Genomic DNA, 18,264 nt, shown 5'->3' with positions numbered 1-18,264 from the left:
ACTCGGCGGCTTGCCCGGAAACGGCTAGGCGACGCCCAGGTACGCTTCCTTAATCGCTGGGTTCGCGAGCAGCTCTTTACCAGTGCCGCTCTGGGTGATCTCACCGGTCTCTAAGACGAAAGCCCGGTGCGCTCTCGCCAAAGCCTGGTTGGCATTTTGCTCAACCAGCAAGATCGTGGTGCCCTGCTTATTGATCTCCGTGATGATGTTGAAGATCTGCCGAATAAACTGCGGAGCAAGCCCCATTGACGGCTCGTCAAGCAGCAGCAGCTTTGGGCTGGACATTAGCGCTCTGCCAATCGCCAGCATCTGCTGCTCACCACCTGACATAGTGCCGCCAAACTGCTTCTGCCGCTCTTTGAGTCGCGGAAACAGGTCGAAGACTCGCTCCAGATCGGCGGCCAGACCGCTCTTATCCGAGCGGCCGAAGGCACCCATATCGAGATTCTCCATCACCGTCATACCGGGGAAGATGCCACGCCCTTCGGGAGCCTGCGAAATTCCGCGAATCACCCTACTGTGGGCTTTGACCTTGGTGATCTCCTCGCCCTGGAAGGTGATCGAGCCGGAGCCAGGATTCAGTAGACCGGAGATGGTCCTCATTGTGGTGGTTTTGCCGGCGCCGTTCGCGCCGATCAGCGAAACTATTTCGCCTTCCTCCACGCTGAAGGACATATCCCTGATCGCTTGAATGCGACCGTAGAATACATTGACGTTTTTGAGCTCAAGCAATGTCATCTTCAGGCACCCCCAAGTAGGCAGCAATAACTGCGGGATCTTCCCGGATCTCGTGCGGCAAGCCATCGGCAATCTTCTTACCGAACTCCAGCACCACGATCCGGTCGGTCACCCCCATCACCAGTTTCATATCGTGCTCAATCAGCAGCACCGTGTAGCCGTCATCGCGAATGGTGCGAATCAGGGCCATTAGTTCCTCTTTTTCTGCAGGGTTGAATCCCGCAGCTGGTTCGTCGAGGCAGAGCACCTTAGGGTCGGTGGCCAACGCTCGGGCAATTTCCAGCCGACGCTGATAACCGTAAGGTAGGTTCTTCGCCAGCGTCTCACCGTGATCAGCAATGCCCACGAACTCCAGCAGCGCAATGCCGCGTTCAATCGAAGACTTCTCTTCCCGGATATGCCGTGGTGAACGAACCAACGCTCCCAGCACGCTGGTGCGATGCCGCGCATCCAGCCCCACCACAACATTCTCCAGTGCCGTCATCTCGCGGAACAGCCGAATGTTTTGGAAGGTTCTAGCCAGGCCGATCTGGGTGATCTTGTGACGACGCATGCCGCCAATTGAGCCACCCTCCAGCAGCACCTTGCCACTGCTGGGTTTATAGACCCCGGTCATCGCGTTGAAGCAGGTGGTCTTACCGGCACCGTTGGGGCCAATCAGGCCGAGAATCTCGCCTCGCTTAATATCGAAAGAGACATTATCGAGTGCGGTCAAGCCGCCGAACTTCACGGTCAGGTTCTGGACCTGAATCAACGGATCGCCAACCTGAACTTTGTAGTCCCGATCCGGCGCAGCCTTTTCAGCAACTTCCAAATCAACACCCTGCTCAGCCAGAGCTGCCTCATCAACAGAGTCGGTGCTCATGCCGTTGCCCCCTTATTCTCAGTTCCGCCGAGTTCAGTTGGCACCGGTCCGTCGACCGGCTTCTTGCGCAGCCGAGCGTAGGCCGCTCGACCGTAAGCTAGTAGCCGTTGACGAGCGGCTAACAAGCCGTGGGTGCGGAAAATCATCAGCAGAACCAGTGCCAGGCCGAAGATCAGGTATTTGTACGGAGCGATCTCGGTGAAACGCAGTGGAATATAAGCCACCACTGCGCCACCGATGATGGCGCCGACCTTATTACCCGCTCCGCCCAATACCACGGCTGCGAGGAACAAAACGGAGGTAGCGACGTCGAACTTTTGATTGTTCACGAAGCCGATCTGGCCGGCAAACAATGCCCCGGCCAGGCCACCCACTGCGGCACCGAGCGCGAAGGCCCAGACCTTGTATTTGAAGACCGGAACGCCCATGATTTCGGCTGCGTCCTCGTCCTCGCGAATCGCGATCCAGGACCGTCCGACTCGACTGCGCTCCAGGTTACCCACCAGCAGCAGCACGATGATGATCACCACCAGGGTCAGCCAGTACCAGGGCAGACCATTGGAGTTGGCAAAAAGCGGTGATCCGTCCTCAGCCACACCGGGCGGACGGCCCACGTCTTGGAAGCCAACCTGACCCCGCATCGCGGGGATGATCGTGGCCAGCACCCGGATGATCTCGCCGAAACCCAGGGTCACGATGGCCAGATAGTCTCCGCGTAAGCGCAGCGTCGGGACGCCGAGAATGACGCCGAAGAACATCGTCACCGCCATCGCCACCGGAACCGTCCACAGGAAGGGGATCTTCAGGAACGGCGAATCCGGGCTAGTCAGCATGGCTGCCACATAGGAGCCGACTGCGAAGAAGGCAACGTAGCCCAGATCGAGCAGACCAGCGTAGCCGACCACGATGTTCAAGCCCACTGCGACCAAGGCGTAGACCGCCATTTGCGCACAGGTAATGGCGAAGTTAGTGCCAGGTTCGGTGGTGATAAACGGCGGGTTGATCACCGGAAGCAGGAAGGCCAGCACCACAATAATGGCCAGGAAAGCCCACTGTTGCGGACGAGGCAGGCTGTTCCATTTGTCGCTCAAGTTACTAAAGAAATTTTTCACGCTTTACTCCTCGCCAGCGACGTACCCAAGATGCCTTCCGGCCGGACTAGGAGAACCAGCACCAGTACCACGAAGGCGACCACGTCGGTCCACTGAGAGTTACCGAGCAGAATCTGCCCGTAGTTACCGATCAAACCGAGCAGCAGACCGCCGAGCAATGCGCCACGCACGTTTCCGATGCCACCCAGCACAGCGGCTGCGAATGCCTTGATGCCGAGCACGAAGCCGCCGTTGTACTGCACGCCGGAGGGGATCTTCATCACGTAGAACAGCGCGGCCGCACCGGCCAGAATGCCACCGATCACGAAGGTGGTCACGATGATTCGTTCCTTGTTGACCCCCATCAAGGTGGCGGTATCCGGATCCTGAGCCACCGCTCGAATGCCACGACCGGTACGCGAGCGCCGGATGAACTGGTCCACCACGATCATCATGATTACCGCGGCGATCACGATCACCAACTGCTGCGAGTCAATGATGGTGCCAAAGACATCGAAAATGGGCGTCGGTTTGAACATAATCACGGCGGGCTCCGGATTCGGTGTCCGCCAGAGATAGAACAGGTACTGAATGACGAAAGATGCACCGATTGCGGTGATCAGAAAGACCAGTCTGGGCGCGTTTTTCTTGCGCAATGGTCGATAGGCCAATCTCTCCAGTAAGAACGCCGTCAACGCTGACGCCGCCATACCGACCAGCATGGCCAAAAGAAGGTTGAGCACAATGGACCAAATGTCCAGATTGGGCGCCGAGGGACCGAAGCCCAAGGCGGTGAGGGTAAAAATCACACCGTAACAGCCGACGATAAAGACCTCGGAGTGAGCGAAGTTAATGAGATTGAGCACGCCGTACACCAGGGTGTAGCCCAGCGCGACGAGTGCGTAGATGGCACCGAAAGTGAGGCCATCAAAGGTGGCGCTCCAAAAGTTTTGTCCCAGTGAGACGACATCGAAGCTAATCCACTCACCATCAGCTGGTACCAGCTGCGGCAAAGTATGAACTAAGGATGCGAGCATATTGTTTCCTGGCTCTCGATAAAAGGCTGGCAAAAAATATGCTGTGGGGTCCGGGCTGCGGACCCCACAGCATATGAAATGAGTGGTTACTTGCCGATCGCGCCAATCGGCACAATCTTGCCGTTTTCTACCTTGTAGCCGTAGACGGTCGGGGCCTGCAGCTCGCCCTTATCGTCCCACTTGTAGTGCTTGCTCAGGCCGTCCTTATCGTAGCTCTTGACCCAGCTGAGCAGATCCGCACGGTTCTGCTTGCCCGCATCAATGCCTGCCAGCAAGACAGTGGCCGCGTCATAGCCTTCAATCGAGTAGGTACCCGGCTCAGCATTTGTCAGCTTCTTGTATTCCGACTGGAAGCTGGGAATCAGCTCACCCGGGATGCAGGGGCAGGTGAAGTAGGCGATCGATGAAGCATCGCCAGCCGCCTTGATGAACTGATCATCCTTCACACCGTCGGGACCAACGAAGGTTCCGGTGAAGCCCTTGCTGACCAACTGCTGGTCGAAGGGCGCACCTTCGGCGTAGTAGCCAGCGTAGAACACCGCATCTGCCTTAGCGTTCATGATCTTAGAGATCACCGCAGAGAAGTCCTTCTGCCCGGTGGTCACTTTCTCGGTGCCAGCCAACACGCCACCAGTGAGTGCCCCCGAGGTGGAGGTGCCCAGACCGATGCCGTAATCGGAGTCGTCCTGCACCACGTAGATCTTCTTGGCCTGCAGCTTATCGGTCAGGAATTTAGCGGCTGCCGGGCCCTGTACAGCATCATTGCCCAGACCACGGAAGAAGGTCTTCCAGCCCTTGGTGGTCAACTCCGGGTTGGTTGCGGAAGGAGTAATATGCACCAAGCCCTTGTCGTCAAAGATGGTGCCGGTGGCCTTCGATTCGCCTGAGAAGGCCAAGCCCACCACGCCGAGGATATTCTGATCGGAAACCATCTGGGTGACCGGGCCGGTCGCCTTATTCGGGTCGCCCTCGGTGTCGAACTTCTTGAACTGCACCTGGCAGCCAGGGTTCGCCTCGTTGTGCTGATTAACGGCTAGTTGCACACCGTTGTAGATGTTAATACCCAATTGAGCATTTGCGCCGGTCTCGGCCCCGCCGAAGGCAATCGTCGTCGTTGACGGGCAGGTAGCCTTGCCGTCGCCCTTCGGCAACACCGCATCCTTCGGCACATCAACCGAGGTGATTGCGGGGATATTAACGCCGCTGCCGCCCCCAGCGGAGCTGCTTCCACCGCTACTGGCCTGATTGGCGCAGGAGGTCATCAGCAAGCCAGCGGTAGCAGCAACAGCCAAGCCAGCAAGCATTTTCTTGCGATTCATAGAGATCCCTTCCAACGGTGGTCAGCGCCGGGCGTGCGAGTTGGCCTGGCGGCTGACCGGATACATTTTCTGACACTACAGCCAATTTTGTGTTTTTGGACACATTTTGCGGCAAAGATCAGATAACAACTGTGAGTCAGCTTTGTTACCGACTGTGAGCCGGGTCACAGTATAGTCGGCCAGCCAAGGGAAACAGCAACCTAGCGGTTTTCGGACGTTAGTAATTCACTAAAAAGAGCGATGGCGCCCCTTCCGAAGAAGGGACGCCATCGCTCAATATTGGAAGCTCAGCCGGCGCGCTCGTCGCCGAGCCAGGCAATTAGTTCAGTAGCTTTAGCCAGCCAAACGTGCCGAAAGATTCTCATCCAGCGCAGCCAGGAAATCCTCGGTGGTCAAGAAAGCCTGATCTGGGCTAACCAGCAGCGCCAAGTCCTTTGTCATCTTGCCGGATTCAACCGTCTTGATGACAACATCTTCCAGGGTCTCGGCGAACTGCACGACCTCGGGGGTGTTATCGATCTTGCCGCGGTGCATCAGGCCACGGGTCCAAGCGAAGATCGAGGCAATCGGGTTGGTCGAGGTGGGCTTGCCCTGCTGGTGCTGACGGTAGTGACGGGTCACCGTGCCGTGTGCCGCTTCAGCCTCAACGGTCTTACCGTCCGGGGTCATCAGCACCGAAGTCATCAAGCCGAGCGAGCCGAAGCCCTGCGCCACGGTATCGGACTGCACGTCACCGTCATAGTTCTTGCAAGCCCAGACGTAGCCGCCTTCCCACTTCATCGCGGAGGCGACCATATCGTCGATCAGCCGGTGCTCGTAGGTCAGGCCAGCGGCGTCGAACTGCTCCTTGAACTCATTGTCGAAGACCTCTTGGAAGAGATCCTTGAACTGGCCGTCATAGGCCTTCAGGATGGTGTTCTTGGTGGAGAGATAAACCGGGTAATTGCGCTGCAAACCGTAGGCAAAGCTAGCCCGGGCGAAGTCCTTGATGGACTCGTTGAAGTTGTACATACCCATCGCCACGCCACCCTCTTCGGGATAGGTGACGACCTGCTGCTTGATCTCTTCGCCGCCGTCAGCCGGGGTGAAGGTCAGGGTCAGCGTGCCGGGGCCGGGAACTTTGAAGTTGGTGGCGCGGTACTGGTCGCCGAAAGCGTGACGGCCAATGATGATCGGCTTGTTCCAGCCGGGCACCAGGCGGGGAATATTGGAGATGATGATCGGCTCGCGGAAGACCACACCGCCGAGAATGTTACGGATGGTGCCGTTCGGGGAGACCCACATCTTCTTCAGGCCGAACTCTTCAACCCGGGCTTCGTCCGGAGTGATGGTGGCGCACTTGACGCCAACATGGTGTTCCTTGATCGCATTAGCGGCGTCAACGGTCACCTGATCATCGGTGGCGTCACGGTTCTGGATCGACAGATCGTAGTAGCGCAGGTCGATGTCCAAATAGGGGTGGATCAGACGGTCTTTAATGAACTGCCAGATGATTCGGGTCATCTCGTCGCCGTCGAGCTCGACGACGGGTCCTACTACTTTGATTTTTGCTGCTTCAGCCACTACAAATCTCCTTGAAAGGCCTCGGTATTTTTCTTCAAATCCTCGTTCTAACTATGCCACGGCAGCCGTACTCCAGCTAAATCCTGCGGGTTTGGCAGCGCCGCGAACCGGGAACCGAAAAACCGCCGCATCGCGCCCCGAACTGATTTTCGAGCGTTGGCGCAATGCGGCGGTTTCGTGACTGGCGTTGCTCAGCTGGTTACTAAGCGGTGGGGTCGGTCGGCTGTTGGTACTGATTGGGCTGTGCCGGCTGTCCGGGCTGAACCGGCTGATTGGGCTGAACCGGCTGTGCCGGCTGATTGGGCTGAACCGGCTGTGCCGGATAGGGCTGCGCTTGATAGGGCTGAGCGGTGGCTGGCTGCCCGTACCCCGTTTGGCTCGGCTCAGTTGGCTGGCCAGGCTGCGCCGGGTATTGCTGCCCATACGGTGCCTGAGCGGCCGACTGCTGATTCTGCCCCTGGTAGGGCTGCTGTCCCTGCGGCGGGTAGTAACCCGCCGGGCCGTGGTTTTGCACCTCGACGGTTTTATTGCCCTTCACCGAAGCGGAGATATTAGTGATCAGCATTACTACCGGAACAATGAACAGGTAGATGCCAACGTAGACGCTGCGTGTTGACGGCAGCGATACGTAGATTCCATAGCCGATGAAGAGGATCCCGAAAATAATTCCGGTGACTCGCTGCCCGGTCTTCAACCTGGGCAGGAAGGCCGTGGCCAGCATCAAAATTCCGGCGATGATCAGGCCCCAAGTCATTAAGCTGGCTCCGGTTTCATCAATGGTGCCCCGCATGGGCAAAGAGCCTAGAGCTGCAAGCATGGAAAGTCCCCTTGAGTGATTAAGTGATACAGCAGAACATTAGCGAGATTTCCGCACCAACACCATGGGGACTTCTTTCCATGACGCAGAACCTCTGCCCTGTCGTGTCAGCGCAGTCAGATCAGCGCAGTCACAGCAGTACTGCCACATCGGCTCGGCCCCGTCTGCGCCGGTTTATCGACGCTCCACCAGCTGCAATAACAACTCACCCAGTTCCTTGGGCCGGGTCAACTGCGGCCAATGCCCAGTGGGTAAATCGAGCAGTTCCAGATCGGTCATCTTGGCGAGTTCCGCCATCATTGGCTCGCCTCCGTCCATCCAGCGCTGGGCATCCGCCGCGCTGAATTCGCAGCAGATCACCGAGCTAGGCACCTGATAACGCCGCTCATCGTGCAACACTTGTTTGTCCTGGGCCACTCCCACGGGCTCCGGAATCGAGACTTGGCGGAAGTGCGCCTTGAGTTCATCATTCAGATCACGCAAATCCGGTTCCTCAAAAACACTCCAGTCAGGCAGCGGAATCTCGCCATTGACTACCGGCAGCTCATCGTTGATCGAGCCGCCAGCTCCGAGCGGACCGCTATCCACATAAATGCCGCGAATCACCTTCTCCGGCCGGGCATCGGCGACCGCGTGAATGACCGCCCCTCCCCCGCTATGCCCAACCAGGACGGCTCCGGCTGGCAAGGAATCAAGCAGGCGCAGCACGGCGTCAACGTGGTCGCGCAGTCCGATGCCTGCCCTCTTCGCCTCAATGGATTCCAGACCGGGCGGCGTCACCGGATGCACGGTATGTCCGGCGTCAATGAGTGCGGGCGTTGTGTTGTCCCAGGAGCTGCCTTGCAACCAAAAACCGGGAACCAAAATAATGTCCATAACTTCATCCTGTGCTGCAACCGAGCAGAAGACCAGAGTAAAAATGGGGTTTGCGGACAGTTACTGTCCGCAAACCCCATTGCTCACTTGATGGACTCGACGCCGCCTTTTGACGACCCGAATCGAAGATCTCTAGTGGAAGAAGTGTCGCGCTCCGGTCAGATACATGGTGACGCCGGCCGCCTGCGCTGCAGCTATCACTTCTTCGTCCCGCTTGGAGCCGCCGGGCTGGACTACTGCCCGAACCCCCGCGTCGAGCAGAATCTGCAAGCCGTCGGCGAAGGGGAAGAAAGCATCAGAGGCCGCCACCGCACCGCGAGCGCGTTCGATCGGGTTGCCATCGTCATCCAGTGCCAGTGAGTTAGCTCGTTCCACCGCAAGTTTGCAGGAGTCAACTCGATTAACCTGTCCCATCCCGACACCCACTGCGGCGCCGTCATGCGCGAGCAGGATTGCGTTGGATTTGACCGCCCGAATGGCTCGCCAGGCAAAGACCAAATCCGCCAGCGTCTTTTCATCTGCGGCCTCGCCTGCCACCAACTGCCATTTACTCGGATCATCACCCTCGGCGGCAATGGTGTCCCCCATCTGCACCAACACACCGCCGGAGACCTGCCGGTATTCGGCCGGATCGCGACGATAGCCCTCGGGCAGGGTCAGCAACCGGATATCTTGACGCAACTGCAATCGCTCCAAAGCATCGGGTTCGAAGGACGGCGCAATAATGACTTCGGTAAGCACGCCCTTGAGGTTCGCGGCCAGCCCGGCGGTGACCGGGCGATTCACCGCGATCACCCCGCCGTAGGCGCTCATCGGGTCACAGGCATGCGCTCGGGCATGCGCCTCAGCAACCGGGTCGGCAGCGTCCGGCGAGGCGACCGCAATACCGCAGGGGTTAGCGTGCTTAATGATGGCCACGGCGGGCTCATCAAAGTCGAAAGCAGCGCGCAACGCGGCGTCAGCATCGACGAAATTGTTATAGCTCATAGCCTTGCCGTGCAGCTGGTCGGCCTGGGCGATGCCGGGGGTGGCCGCCTTATCGACATAGAGCGCGGCTGCCTGATGCGGGTTCTCGCCGTAACGCAGCACCTCGGAACGCTCCAGTGAAAGACCAGCGTAAGGCGGCCAGTTATTCTCCGGATCACTGCCATCACCAAATTGCGCAGCCGTCCAAGAAGCCACTGAATTGTCATAACTAGCGGTGTGGGCGAACGCTGCGGCAGCCAGTTGCTGCCGTTCCGCCAGCAAGAAACCACCCTGCTGGGCCGCCCGCACCACTTCGGGATACCGAGCCGGGTCCACTACCACCGAAACCGAAGCGTGGTTTTTAGCAGCGGCGCGCACCATCGAAGGACCACCGATATCGATCTGCTCGACCACCGCGTCCTGATCGGCACCGGAGCGGACGGTGTCCACAAAGGGGTAAAGATTGACTACCACCAAATCAAAGGTTTCAATCTCGTGGTCAGAGAGCTGCTGCACGTGATCGTCCAGCCGACGATCCGCCAAGATGCCGGCGTGAATCCGTGGATGCAGGGTTTTCACCCGACCGTCAAGCATCTCCGGCGAACCGGTTACTTCCTCCACCGAAGTCACCGGAACCCCCGAGCTCTTGATCCGAGCGGCGGTGGAGCCGGTGGAAACAATTGTCACACCGGCGGCGTGCAGACCGGCGGCCAATTCCTCCACTCCGGTTTTGTCATAGACGGAGATCAGCGCGCGGCGGATCGGGACACGGTCAAATTCAGCTGAGGTCACCCGACAAGTTTAGCCGCTCCGAATATCCATCAGCACCCCGTCGAGTGTCGAGATCTGGGGGTTAAAAAGGTGTTTTAAGCCCCAAATCTCGACACTCGACATTGGGAGGGTGTGGGAGGGTGTGGGCTTGCAGAGGGCTTTAGGCTTGAAGCCATGGTTGATACACAGCTCGCGACGACAGGATCGGCGACTCCGGAAGAACTCAAGCGATTAGTCAACTCGGTGATTTGGCCCGGGTTCAATGGTCGTACACTGCCTGACTGGCTCCGCACTGCGCTGCAGGAGGGCCTAGCCGGGGTGGTTTACTTCCGGCAGAATGTCGACCCGGATGATCCGCAGCAACTCAGCGCGCTCTCCGCCGAGATTCGCGCCGCCAACCCGCGAGCTATTATCGGCGTGGACGAAGAAGGCGGCAGCGTTAGCCGGCTGGAAGCCAAAAACGGTTCCTCATTACCCGGTGCTGCGGTCCTCGGCCAACTCAACGACTTGGCACTCACTGAAGCCGCCGGTCGCCATCTCGGCCAGCTCTGCCTGGACGCCGGGATCAATCTCAATCTGGCGCCGGTGGCTGATGTCAATACCAATCCGGCGAATCCGGTGATCGGCATCCGTTCTTTCGGCTCAGACACCGACTTGGTCAGCAGGCACAGCAGCGCGATGCTGCGCGGCATCCAATCACTCGGCGTGGGTGCTTGCGCCAAGCATTTTCCCGGCCATGGCGACACGGTGACCGACTCGCATCTTGCCCTGCCGCGCCTTGAGATGAGCTTCGAAGAACTCAGCTCTCAGCACCTCCCGCCGATGCGAGCCACGGTCGAGAGCGGGGTCCGGGCAGTGATGACAGCGCACATCGTGGTGCCTGGCCTCGGCGACGAGGAGGCTGAGACACCCGCCACGCTCAACCCGGCCGCCGGTGAGCTGCTACGCAGCTTCGGTTTTGACGGCTTACAGATCACCGACGCCCTCGATATGGCCGCCATCAAGGCTACCGTCGGCAGCGGCCGGGGCGCGGTCCTCGCCATGCTCGCGGGCGCCGATCTGCTCTGCCTTGGCAATCCTGCCAATCCGGGCAGCCGATCCGATAAGCAGGAGTATCAGGAAGTTTTCCAGTCACTATTGCTTGCGCTGGCTGAGGGCGAACTACCGATTGAGTTGTTTTATCGCGCCCAGCGGAGGATTAGCGAGTTTCTCGACTGGAGTGAAGGGCAACAAGCCAAACGGCCGACCGTTGAGCAGTCGGCTTCGGGCTTGATCGACTGGCCGAGCCGGGTCAGCACTGCGCTGCGGAGCAATCGCGATCAGACTCCTCGACTCCTTGCTGGCGAGGTTCAGTTCTGCGATCTGCGTGGCGGACATAATCTTGCCACCGGCAAACTGGGGAATTTTTTCTCTGCTGCACTGAGCGAGTTTCGTCCGGTGCGGCTGCGCAGCCTCGAAGAATTGAAAGCACTGAAGCAACCCAATGCCGAGCAAGCGGTGGTGGTGCTGGTGGATTCGTTGATTGCAGGGGGTAGCCAGCTGAGCCTGCTCAACGAGCTGGCTGCTGAGCTTCCAGAGTTAGTGTGCATCAACGCGGGCCTGGCACCTTCGGAAGACCCGGTGCCCACCACCCTGAGTTGCTTCGATTCATCGCGAGTCACCGCGCGAGCTGTTGCTCAATTGCTTGTCGGGTGAGTTCCAGCGCGGTCACCGTCGGCTGGTAGCTTCGTTGTGCCACTGCGACGAAGAGGCAGTCGACAATAGCCAGTTGAGCAATTCTGGAGGCCATCGCACCCGCCCGGAACTCGGTCTCGCGCACCATGGTGAGCAGGCAGTGGTCGGCTTCTTTCGCAAGCGCCGACTGCCGCACATTGCTCACCGCAATGGTTTTCACTCCGCGTTGTTTCACGGCTCGGAGAAACTGCATGATCTCCGGGGTTTGGCCGGAGTGCGAAAACAGCACCGCGACGTCGCCCGGGCGAGCTAGCGCCGCCGCCATCAGTGCCCCGTGTAAATCTGCGAAGCGCTGGGCAATCCGTCCAATTCGGGACAATTTATAGGCGAAGTCCTCGGCCACCACGGCCCCGGCACCCACCCCATAGAGCAACACCCGACTGGATCCGTCGATTCGTTCGGCTGCGGTATTGAGCTGCTCGAGGTCTAGAGCCTTAAGGGTTTCCTCAATCGCCATCACCTCGGTGAATCGCAACTTTTCCACCGAGTCACCGAGCGAATCGGCCGGGCTGATATCTTCACCGAATTGAGGCGCGTTCGGCTCCGCAGCAATCTCACGTCCGATCTCGGTGGCGAGCGCCAGTCGTAACTGGACGTAACCGGTGAAGCCGAGGGTTCGACAGAACCGGACGACCGAGGGGTCCGAGGTCTGGCAGCGCTTTGCCAACTCGGAGATCGTACTCTGCAGCACCACAGCAGGTTCGGCGACTATCAGTTCGCCAATCCGGCGAGCCGCTGGCGGCAAGCTGGGCAGTAGCGAATAAATAGTGGACTGAATGCTCATGTTTGTAAATTTACAACGTATTTAAAAGCCGTGTAGATTATTTACATTCTCTCGGCAATAACTTCAAGGACCGGCATGGACAAATACACCGCCCTTCGCGACGAGTTGGCTACTCTCACCACAGAATCCTCCAATCCGGCCTGGGAGGACCTTGCCAGCCTCTCCACCATCGATTTGGTGACGGCAATGAACCATGAGGACACTCAGGTTCCGCTCGCGATTGCCAAAGCATTGCCGGTCATTACCGAGATCATTGACCAGGTGGCGGTCCGAATGCGGCGTGGCGGTCGGCTAATTTATATCGGCGCGGGCACCCCCGGCCGACTAGGTGTTTTGGACGCCAGTGAGTGCCCACCCACCTTCGGTACCGACCCGGGCCAGGTGGTTGGAGTGATCGCCGGCGGCGACTCCGCGATTAAGAGCGCCGCCGAAAATATCGAAGACAGCGCCTCGGCAGGGCAGACGGACATTCAAGCGCTCAGCTTGACGGCCGACGATACCGTGATCGGCATTTCCGCCTCCGGTCGCACTCCTTATGTGCTGAGCGCTCTCGAGACGGCAAAGGCGGTGGGCGCGCTCACCGTAGGCTTCGCCTGCAACCAAGGCTCACCCATTGGCGCTACCGCAGCTATCGCTTTGGAAATTGAAGTTGGCCCTGAATTCCTGACCGGCTCCACCCGACTCAAGGCCGGCACCTGCCAGAAGCTGGTGCTGAACATGATCAGCACCCTGACCATGGTGCGGCTCGGCAAGACCTACCGCAATCTGATGGTTGACCTGCGCGCCAATAATGAGAAGCTCCGGGCACGCAGCGAACGCACCGTGATGCGCGCTACCGGGGTTTCGGCCATTGAAGCAGCCGCCGCCCTGGAGTCCGTGGACGGCTCAGTCAAGGCGGCGATCCTGGTACTGCTCACCGGCCTGCCCGCGGAGCAGGCAATCGACACACTGGCGCGCCGGGACGGTTTCCTGCAGGCAGCGATTACCGAGACTCAGGAAGCGCGCTGAGTTCGAGTTCTTGAACCAGTGGCTCAGCCAGCGGGCTGAGCGAAATCTTGCAGCACAGCTCGCCGCGTTCCGTCGGCATGCTCCAGGCTAGTTGCGCAGCGGTGATCACGGTAGGGCCCGAAGCCGGCTTGTGCTGTAGCGGTCCGACGAGGTCAAGTAGGCTGCCGAGTTCGGCCCGGCGCTCCGGGAAGCTCTTATCTAGCTCCACATTCTCAGCGAAAATGCTGCGCGCCAGATTATCGTCCCAGTTCCACAGCAGCGCCTCCACAGCCGCCTTGGCTTTCAAAGCCTCCGGCCACGGCTCGGCTTGCTGGCGGGGAGTGCCTTCGAGTATTTCGGCCAGCAAGGCAGTTAGCAGTTCACCAACCTTGGCATAGCTGGCATTCTCAAAGCCGATCAGCACGCTTGAGCTCTCCGGATGCCAGACCATCTGAGAGCTGAAACCGGGATAGCCCCCGGAGTGCGAGACCGTTTTGCCACGCTCCGGATGTTGCTGCACAAACAGTCCGAAGCCGTATCCGGTCGCTAATCCGCCGTCGTCGCTGCCGATCAAGGTATGGATTTGCTGCATTTCGCGGCGTGCCGCCCGGCTCAGCACGGCATCGTCGGAGGCTTGCTGTGTAGGTGTAGGTCCTTCCGTGAAGGCGTCACTCAACCAGCTGGCCCAACGAGCCAGGTCACGCAGGGTGCTAAACAGGCCACCAATGGCAGAAAACTGGCCGGGCGAGCTGAAGGGTTGGGGCTGCCAAAACGACCTCGAGGCAAGCTCACCCTCGCCGGCACTGCTCGGTTCTCCAACCCTCGACCTAAACCCGACTGCCAGCCCGCCAGAGGCAGGGACCGTTTGGTCAAAACCCGTGGAATTCATCCCCAAAGGTGCGAGGAACTCGGTTTCAATGAACCGTCGGTATTCAACCCCGGACACCCGCTCAATCAGCTGACCAAGTAAGGCATAGCTCAAATTTGAATACTCATAGCCCTCGTCGGGAAGTCGGACCAGCCTGATACCGCCAAGCATTAGCTTCCGCATACCGTCCTGATCGAGTGATTCTTGCCGGTCAGCCCAGGGGTTGTCGGTGGGCAGGCCAGCGCTCATGCTGAGCAGCATCCGCACGGTAGGCATACCCGTCCCGACGATCCGCAGCTCCGGCAGCAGTTCTGCCAGCCCAAGGTCGAGGTTCAGCTGGCCGCGTTCTCTGAGTAGCAGTACGGCCGCGGCGGTAAAGGACTTGGTGCAGGAGGCAATCCGGTAAGCGGTATCCAGCTGAGGTTCACTGCCCTGGCCGTCGGCATCACCGAGCAACCAACTCGCTCGCAGTTCCCCCCGCTGCCAGAAGGCCGCCGCGAGCGAGGGCGAGACCGCCCTCGCCACCCTCGTCTCGACGATCTGTTGCATGACCTGCTGCAGGTTCTTCGATTCAGGGTTCGATTCAGACATTGCTCAAGAAATCCTGTAGCACCAATTGGCCGCTTCGCACGCTGGCCACCGGGATGCGCTCGTCGACGCCGTGCACACCTTGGTAGCGTCGCCCCTCCGGATCGGCGCCAAGCGGTGAGAAGCCATAGCAGTGAATACTCAGGGAGCTGAATGCCTTGGCGTCAGTGCCACCACCCATGCAATACGGCACCACCACCGCCTCCGCGTCGTAGCGCAGCACGCTCGCTTTCATCGCTTCAAACCATTGAGAGTCGATGGGCGAGCTGGTCGGCGACTCGTGGGCAATAAAGCTCCTACTCAGCAGCGGACCGAGTAGTTCATCGAGAGTCTCCAGGGTGCTCTGTTCGGCTCCTGGTACGCAACGAACGTCAATATCGGCCTCGGCCACCCCGGGAATGACATTGACCTTGTAGCCGGCTCGCAATACCGTCGGGGTTGCTGAACAACGTACCGTCACCGCCGCGACTTCACCGGCCTCCCCCATCGCCTCGATGGCCGCTTTCACGCCTTCTTCGCTACTCAAATCAGCGTTGAACCCTAGTGCTGCTGTGGTCTGTTCCAGATACTGGGTCACCACCGGAGTGAGCTGCAGTGGCCAACGATAGTGCGCCACTCGTTGTAAGCCGTCGAGCAGATTGCTCACCGCATTGACCTGGACAGGCCGCGAGCCATGCCCCGAAACGCCTTCGGCACGCACTCGCAAATGCAAAGTACCGCGCTCCGCGGTGGCAATCGGATAGAGCCGAACCGTGGAACCGTCGGCGGCAGGCAACAGATTCGCGGCCGCACCGGACTCCCCGATGGCAGCCTCAACGCCGTCGAAAAGTTCAGGGTGCTCAGCGACCAGCCAGGCCGCACCGTATTCACCCTTATCCTCCTCATCGGCCACGAAAATCACCAGGATGTCGCGTTCCGGCCGTTCCCCAGTAGCGCCCCAGTTCAGCAGGGTGGCGAGGGTCATCGCCACCATATCTTTCATATCGCAGGCACCTCGACCGTAGATGTAGCCGTCCTGAATCAAACCACTGAACGGGTCGTAGCTCCATTGTTCAGCTTCGGCGGGCACCACATCGAGGTGCGCCTGCACTAATAAAGCGGGGAGTTCTCGATTACGACCTGGCACCCTGAGCACCACCGAAAGCCTTTCCGGCTGCGGGCCCAATAGCATAGGCTGAAAACCGACTGATTGTAATTTTTCTGCGATGAACTCGGCGAGTCGACGCTCACCATGGCTCTTGCCTTCGCCAAAATTACTGGTGTCAAAACGGATGAGTTCGGCACAGAGCTGCGCTGCGTCCACGGTCACAATTGCCTCCGGGGGTTCTTTTCCACTCCTTGAGACTATATGGTGCTTGTAAGTGATTTGCATCACCGTTAACATCTTTGTAATTTATTTACATTAGGCTCGTTTTACCTCGCATCACAGTCAAACTAAGGGATCCAAGGGGTTCAGCGCATGAAGAAGATCACCACACGGCGCCTCACTGCGGGGGTGCTGGCGACAGCATTAGCCCTCGTTCCGGCGGCCGTCATTGCACCAGCGGCTACCGCCGAAGACAGCTCGGGAAGCACACTCAAGCTCGCTCTGATCGGCGATATCGACTCGCTCAACCCCTTTATCTCCATCACTGCACAGGGCACTAATATTCTGGTGCTGCAGTACCAGAACCTGGTCTCCTGGGGTACCAATAATGAACCGGTCCCAGGACTCGCAGATAAGTGGACCACCTCCTCCGACGGTAAAGAGTGGACCTTCCACATGCCCGCCGATCGGAAGTGGTCCGATGGCGAGCCAATCACCGCCAATGATGCGGTCTGGACCTTCAACGCGATCAAGGGCAACGAAAAGCTCAAGCAAGCCAATGGCGCCCTGGTGGAAAACGTGAAGAGCATCGTGGCCAAGGATCCGGAGAACCTGGTGCTGACCCTGAACACAGTGCAGGCTCCGAACCCCGGCGGCGATCTGCCGATCATGCCCGAGCACATCTGGTCCAAGCAGGCGGATCCGACCACCTACGCCAACGACAAAGACACAGTTGGTTCCGGCCCGTTCATCATCTCCAGCTACGATAAGGCCGCTGGCGTGACTATGAAGGCCAACCCGAATTACTGGAAGGGCAAGGCCAAGGTCGATCGCATTATCTGGGCCCCCTACCAGAACAGTGACGCTGCCGTGCAGGCACTTAAAAACGGTGAGATCGACATTGCCGGCGGTTTGACTCCGGCCCAGTTCCAATCCCTCAAAGGGCAGCCGAATATCACCACCAACGCTGGTCAGGGCCGCCGCTATACAGCGCTGGGCATTAACCCGGGCACCAAGTCGAAAACCGGGAAAGTACTCGGCGACGGCAACCCTGCCTTGCAGGATGTCAATCTGCGTAAGGCCATCGTGATGGCGATCGACAATAAGACCCTGCTAGAGAAAGTACTGCAGGGCCTCGGCGATGAGGCTACCGGCGAAATCCCCGCCGCCTACCCGCTCTATCACTGGGACTCCAAAGACCTGCCGCTCAAATTCAATCCGGAGGCAGCAAATAAGCTGCTCGATGAAAGTGGCTACACCAAGGGTGCGGACGGCATTCGCCTCGACAAGAGCGGCAAGCCACTGAATTTGCGCCTACTAGGACGTAACACCGATCCAACCCACCAGCAGATGGCCGATTACCTTAAGCCCTGGTTGAAGAACATCGGCATCAATGTCACCACCACGATGAAGTCAAGTGGTCAGGTCAATGAGGATTCTTCAAAGGGCAACTTCGACCTGTACTTCACCGGTTGGGGCATCGGACCGGACCCCGACTACCAGCTCTCGATCAACCAGTGCTCCTCACTGCCGGACGACAACGGCACCGGCAACACCACTGAGAACGCGCTCTGCGATCCGAAGTTCGATGCACTCTACAAGCAGCAGCACGCCGAGCTGGATCAGGCTAAGCGCAGCGAGTTAGTCAAGCAGGCTCAGGAGATCATTTACAACAGCGCAGTCAATGACGTGATCTGGTACGCCAATGCGCTGGAAGCCTACCGCTCGGATCGTTTCCAGCCGTTCACCACTCAGCCAGAGAAGGGCGGTGTGATCACCGGTCAGAACGGCCCCTGGGGCTACTACAGTGCCACTCCGATCGGCGCCAGTTCAACTACTGACGGCGGCTTCAACTGGGCTTGGGTGGTCATTCCGGTAATCGTCGTGGTGCTCGCCGCACTGGCGTTCTTCCTGCTGCGCCGCCGTTCTGCTAGCGCCGATAACCGGGAGTAAT

Annotated in this window: 15 protein-coding genes; 3 read left to right on the top strand and 12 right to left on the bottom strand. The window is 59.1% G+C overall.

Annotated elements, in window-relative coordinates:
• Positions 1-24 precede the first annotated feature (24 nt).
• The 9 genes from UM93_RS16785 to purH all read right to left on the bottom strand — a co-directional run bounded on the left by UM93_RS16785 (position 25) and on the right by purH (position 10,064).
• Positions 25-738 carry an ABC transporter ATP-binding protein gene (locus UM93_RS16785; protein WP_045076604.1) on the bottom strand — a complete coding sequence of 238 codons (714 nt, stop codon included), beginning with the start codon at positions 736-738 and terminating at the stop codon, positions 25-27.
• The gene (locus UM93_RS16780; RefSeq protein ID WP_045076603.1) at positions 725-1,603 is read right to left on the bottom strand and encodes an ABC transporter ATP-binding protein; all 879 of its coding nucleotides are present in this window, start codon (positions 1,601-1,603) and stop codon (positions 725-727) included. The genes UM93_RS16785 and UM93_RS16780 overlap by 14 nt, the downstream gene beginning before the upstream one ends.
• Entirely contained in the window at positions 1,600-2,715 is a 1,116-nt protein-coding gene (locus UM93_RS16775; protein ID WP_045076602.1) for a branched-chain amino acid ABC transporter permease, read from the bottom strand. The genes UM93_RS16780 and UM93_RS16775 overlap by 4 nt, the downstream gene beginning before the upstream one ends.
• Positions 2,712-3,731, bottom strand: coding sequence for a branched-chain amino acid ABC transporter permease (locus UM93_RS16770; RefSeq protein ID WP_045076601.1), 1,020 nt, complete (start codon positions 3,729-3,731; stop codon positions 2,712-2,714). The genes UM93_RS16775 and UM93_RS16770 overlap by 4 nt, the downstream gene beginning before the upstream one ends.
• Positions 3,732-3,817: 86 nt before the next feature.
• Positions 3,818-5,050 (bottom strand): branched-chain amino acid ABC transporter substrate-binding protein, encoded by a 1,233-nt coding sequence (locus tag UM93_RS16765; protein ID WP_045076600.1) that lies wholly within the window; start codon positions 5,048-5,050, stop codon positions 3,818-3,820.
• 333 nt (positions 5,051-5,383) lie between these two features.
• Positions 5,384-6,613 carry an NADP-dependent isocitrate dehydrogenase gene (locus UM93_RS16760; RefSeq protein WP_082057212.1) on the bottom strand — a complete coding sequence of 410 codons (1,230 nt, stop codon included), beginning with the start codon at positions 6,611-6,613 and terminating at the stop codon, positions 5,384-5,386.
• A 202-nt stretch (positions 6,614-6,815) separates the two neighbouring features.
• On the bottom strand, positions 6,816-7,430 hold the full coding sequence (locus UM93_RS16755) for a hypothetical protein (RefSeq protein ID WP_157874187.1): 615 nt from the start codon (positions 7,428-7,430) through the stop codon (positions 6,816-6,818).
• Between the two features lie 174 nt (positions 7,431-7,604).
• Positions 7,605-8,306, bottom strand: a complete 702-nt coding sequence (locus UM93_RS16750) for an alpha/beta fold hydrolase (protein WP_045076598.1) — start codon at positions 8,304-8,306, stop codon at positions 7,605-7,607.
• Positions 8,307-8,438: 132 nt separating this feature from the next.
• Positions 8,439-10,064 carry a bifunctional phosphoribosylaminoimidazolecarboxamide formyltransferase/IMP cyclohydrolase gene (gene purH, locus UM93_RS16745; protein WP_045076597.1) on the bottom strand — a complete coding sequence of 542 codons (1,626 nt, stop codon included), beginning with the start codon at positions 10,062-10,064 and terminating at the stop codon, positions 8,439-8,441.
• Positions 10,065-10,217: 153 nt separating this feature from the next.
• Here purH and UM93_RS16740 point away from each other — a divergent pair, with 153 nt between their 5' ends.
• On the top strand, positions 10,218-11,738 hold the full coding sequence (locus UM93_RS16740; RefSeq protein WP_045076596.1) for a glycoside hydrolase family 3 protein: 1,521 nt from the start codon (positions 10,218-10,220) through the stop codon (positions 11,736-11,738).
• On the opposite strand, the gene UM93_RS16735 is transcribed toward UM93_RS16740, so the two are convergent.
• Complete coding sequence (locus UM93_RS16735) at positions 11,701-12,561, bottom strand: MurR/RpiR family transcriptional regulator (protein WP_045076595.1); 861 nt, start codon at positions 12,559-12,561, stop codon at positions 11,701-11,703. The genes UM93_RS16740 and UM93_RS16735 overlap by 38 nt on opposite strands.
• Positions 12,562-12,636: 75 nt before the next feature.
• Here UM93_RS16735 and murQ point away from each other — a divergent pair, with 75 nt between their 5' ends.
• The gene (murQ, locus tag UM93_RS16730) at positions 12,637-13,569 is read left to right on the top strand and encodes an N-acetylmuramic acid 6-phosphate etherase (protein ID WP_045076594.1); all 933 of its coding nucleotides are present in this window, start codon (positions 12,637-12,639) and stop codon (positions 13,567-13,569) included.
• Here murQ and UM93_RS17360 read toward each other — a convergent pair.
• Both UM93_RS17360 and UM93_RS16720 read right to left on the bottom strand, forming a co-directional pair.
• The gene (locus UM93_RS17360; RefSeq protein WP_052663869.1) at positions 13,544-15,007 is read right to left on the bottom strand and encodes a serine hydrolase domain-containing protein; all 1,464 of its coding nucleotides are present in this window, start codon (positions 15,005-15,007) and stop codon (positions 13,544-13,546) included. The two genes, murQ and UM93_RS17360, sit on opposite strands and share 26 nt — an antisense overlap.
• Positions 15,000-16,313 carry a M20/M25/M40 family metallo-hydrolase gene (locus tag UM93_RS16720; RefSeq protein WP_045076593.1) on the bottom strand — a complete coding sequence of 438 codons (1,314 nt, stop codon included), beginning with the start codon at positions 16,311-16,313 and terminating at the stop codon, positions 15,000-15,002. Before UM93_RS16720 ends, UM93_RS17360 begins: the two co-directional genes overlap by 8 nt.
• A gap of 150 nt (positions 16,314-16,463) precedes the next feature.
• Between UM93_RS16720 and UM93_RS16715 the strand changes: the two genes are divergently transcribed.
• On the top strand, positions 16,464-18,263 hold the full coding sequence (locus UM93_RS16715; RefSeq protein ID WP_045076592.1) for an ABC transporter substrate-binding protein: 1,800 nt from the start codon (positions 16,464-16,466) through the stop codon (positions 18,261-18,263).
• Position 18,264 lies beyond the last annotated feature (1 nt).

It is taken from the genome of Psychromicrobium lacuslunae, assembly GCF_000950575.1.
GTDB lineage: Bacteria > Actinomycetota > Actinomycetes > Actinomycetales > Micrococcaceae > Renibacterium > Renibacterium lacuslunae.
Note: the sequence above shows the minus strand (reverse complement) of the source record. Positions and strands in the feature narration are given on the sequence as shown.

What these genes read in the sequence shown, in the direction of transcription:
- UM93_RS16755 (WP_157874187.1), bottom strand. Translation starts at nt 7,430, where the DNA reads ATGCTTGCAGCTCTAGGCTCTTTGCCCATGCGGGGCACCATTGATGAA.
- UM93_RS16715 (WP_045076592.1), top strand. Translation starts at nt 16,464, where the DNA reads ATGAAGAAGATCACCACACGGCGCCTCACTGCGGGGGTGCTGGCGACA.
- UM93_RS16735 (WP_045076595.1), bottom strand. Translation starts at nt 12,561, where the DNA reads ATGAGCATTCAGTCCACTATTTATTCGCTACTGCCCAGCTTGCCGCCA.
- UM93_RS16765 (WP_045076600.1), bottom strand. Translation starts at nt 5,050, where the DNA reads ATGAATCGCAAGAAAATGCTTGCTGGCTTGGCTGTTGCTGCTACCGCT.
- UM93_RS16780 (WP_045076603.1), bottom strand. Translation starts at nt 1,603, where the DNA reads ATGAGCACCGACTCTGTTGATGAGGCAGCTCTGGCTGAGCAGGGTGTT.
- UM93_RS16785 (WP_045076604.1), bottom strand. Translation starts at nt 738, where the DNA reads ATGACATTGCTTGAGCTCAAAAACGTCAATGTATTCTACGGTCGCATT.
- UM93_RS17360 (WP_052663869.1), bottom strand. Translation starts at nt 15,007, where the DNA reads ATGTCTGAATCGAACCCTGAATCGAAGAACCTGCAGCAGGTCATGCAA.
- UM93_RS16750 (WP_045076598.1), bottom strand. Translation starts at nt 8,306, where the DNA reads ATGGACATTATTTTGGTTCCCGGTTTTTGGTTGCAAGGCAGCTCCTGG.
- UM93_RS16770 (WP_045076601.1), bottom strand. Translation starts at nt 3,731, where the DNA reads ATGCTCGCATCCTTAGTTCATACTTTGCCGCAGCTGGTACCAGCTGAT.
- murQ (WP_045076594.1), top strand. Translation starts at nt 12,637, where the DNA reads ATGGACAAATACACCGCCCTTCGCGACGAGTTGGCTACTCTCACCACA.
- UM93_RS16740 (WP_045076596.1), top strand. Translation starts at nt 10,218, where the DNA reads ATGGTTGATACACAGCTCGCGACGACAGGATCGGCGACTCCGGAAGAA.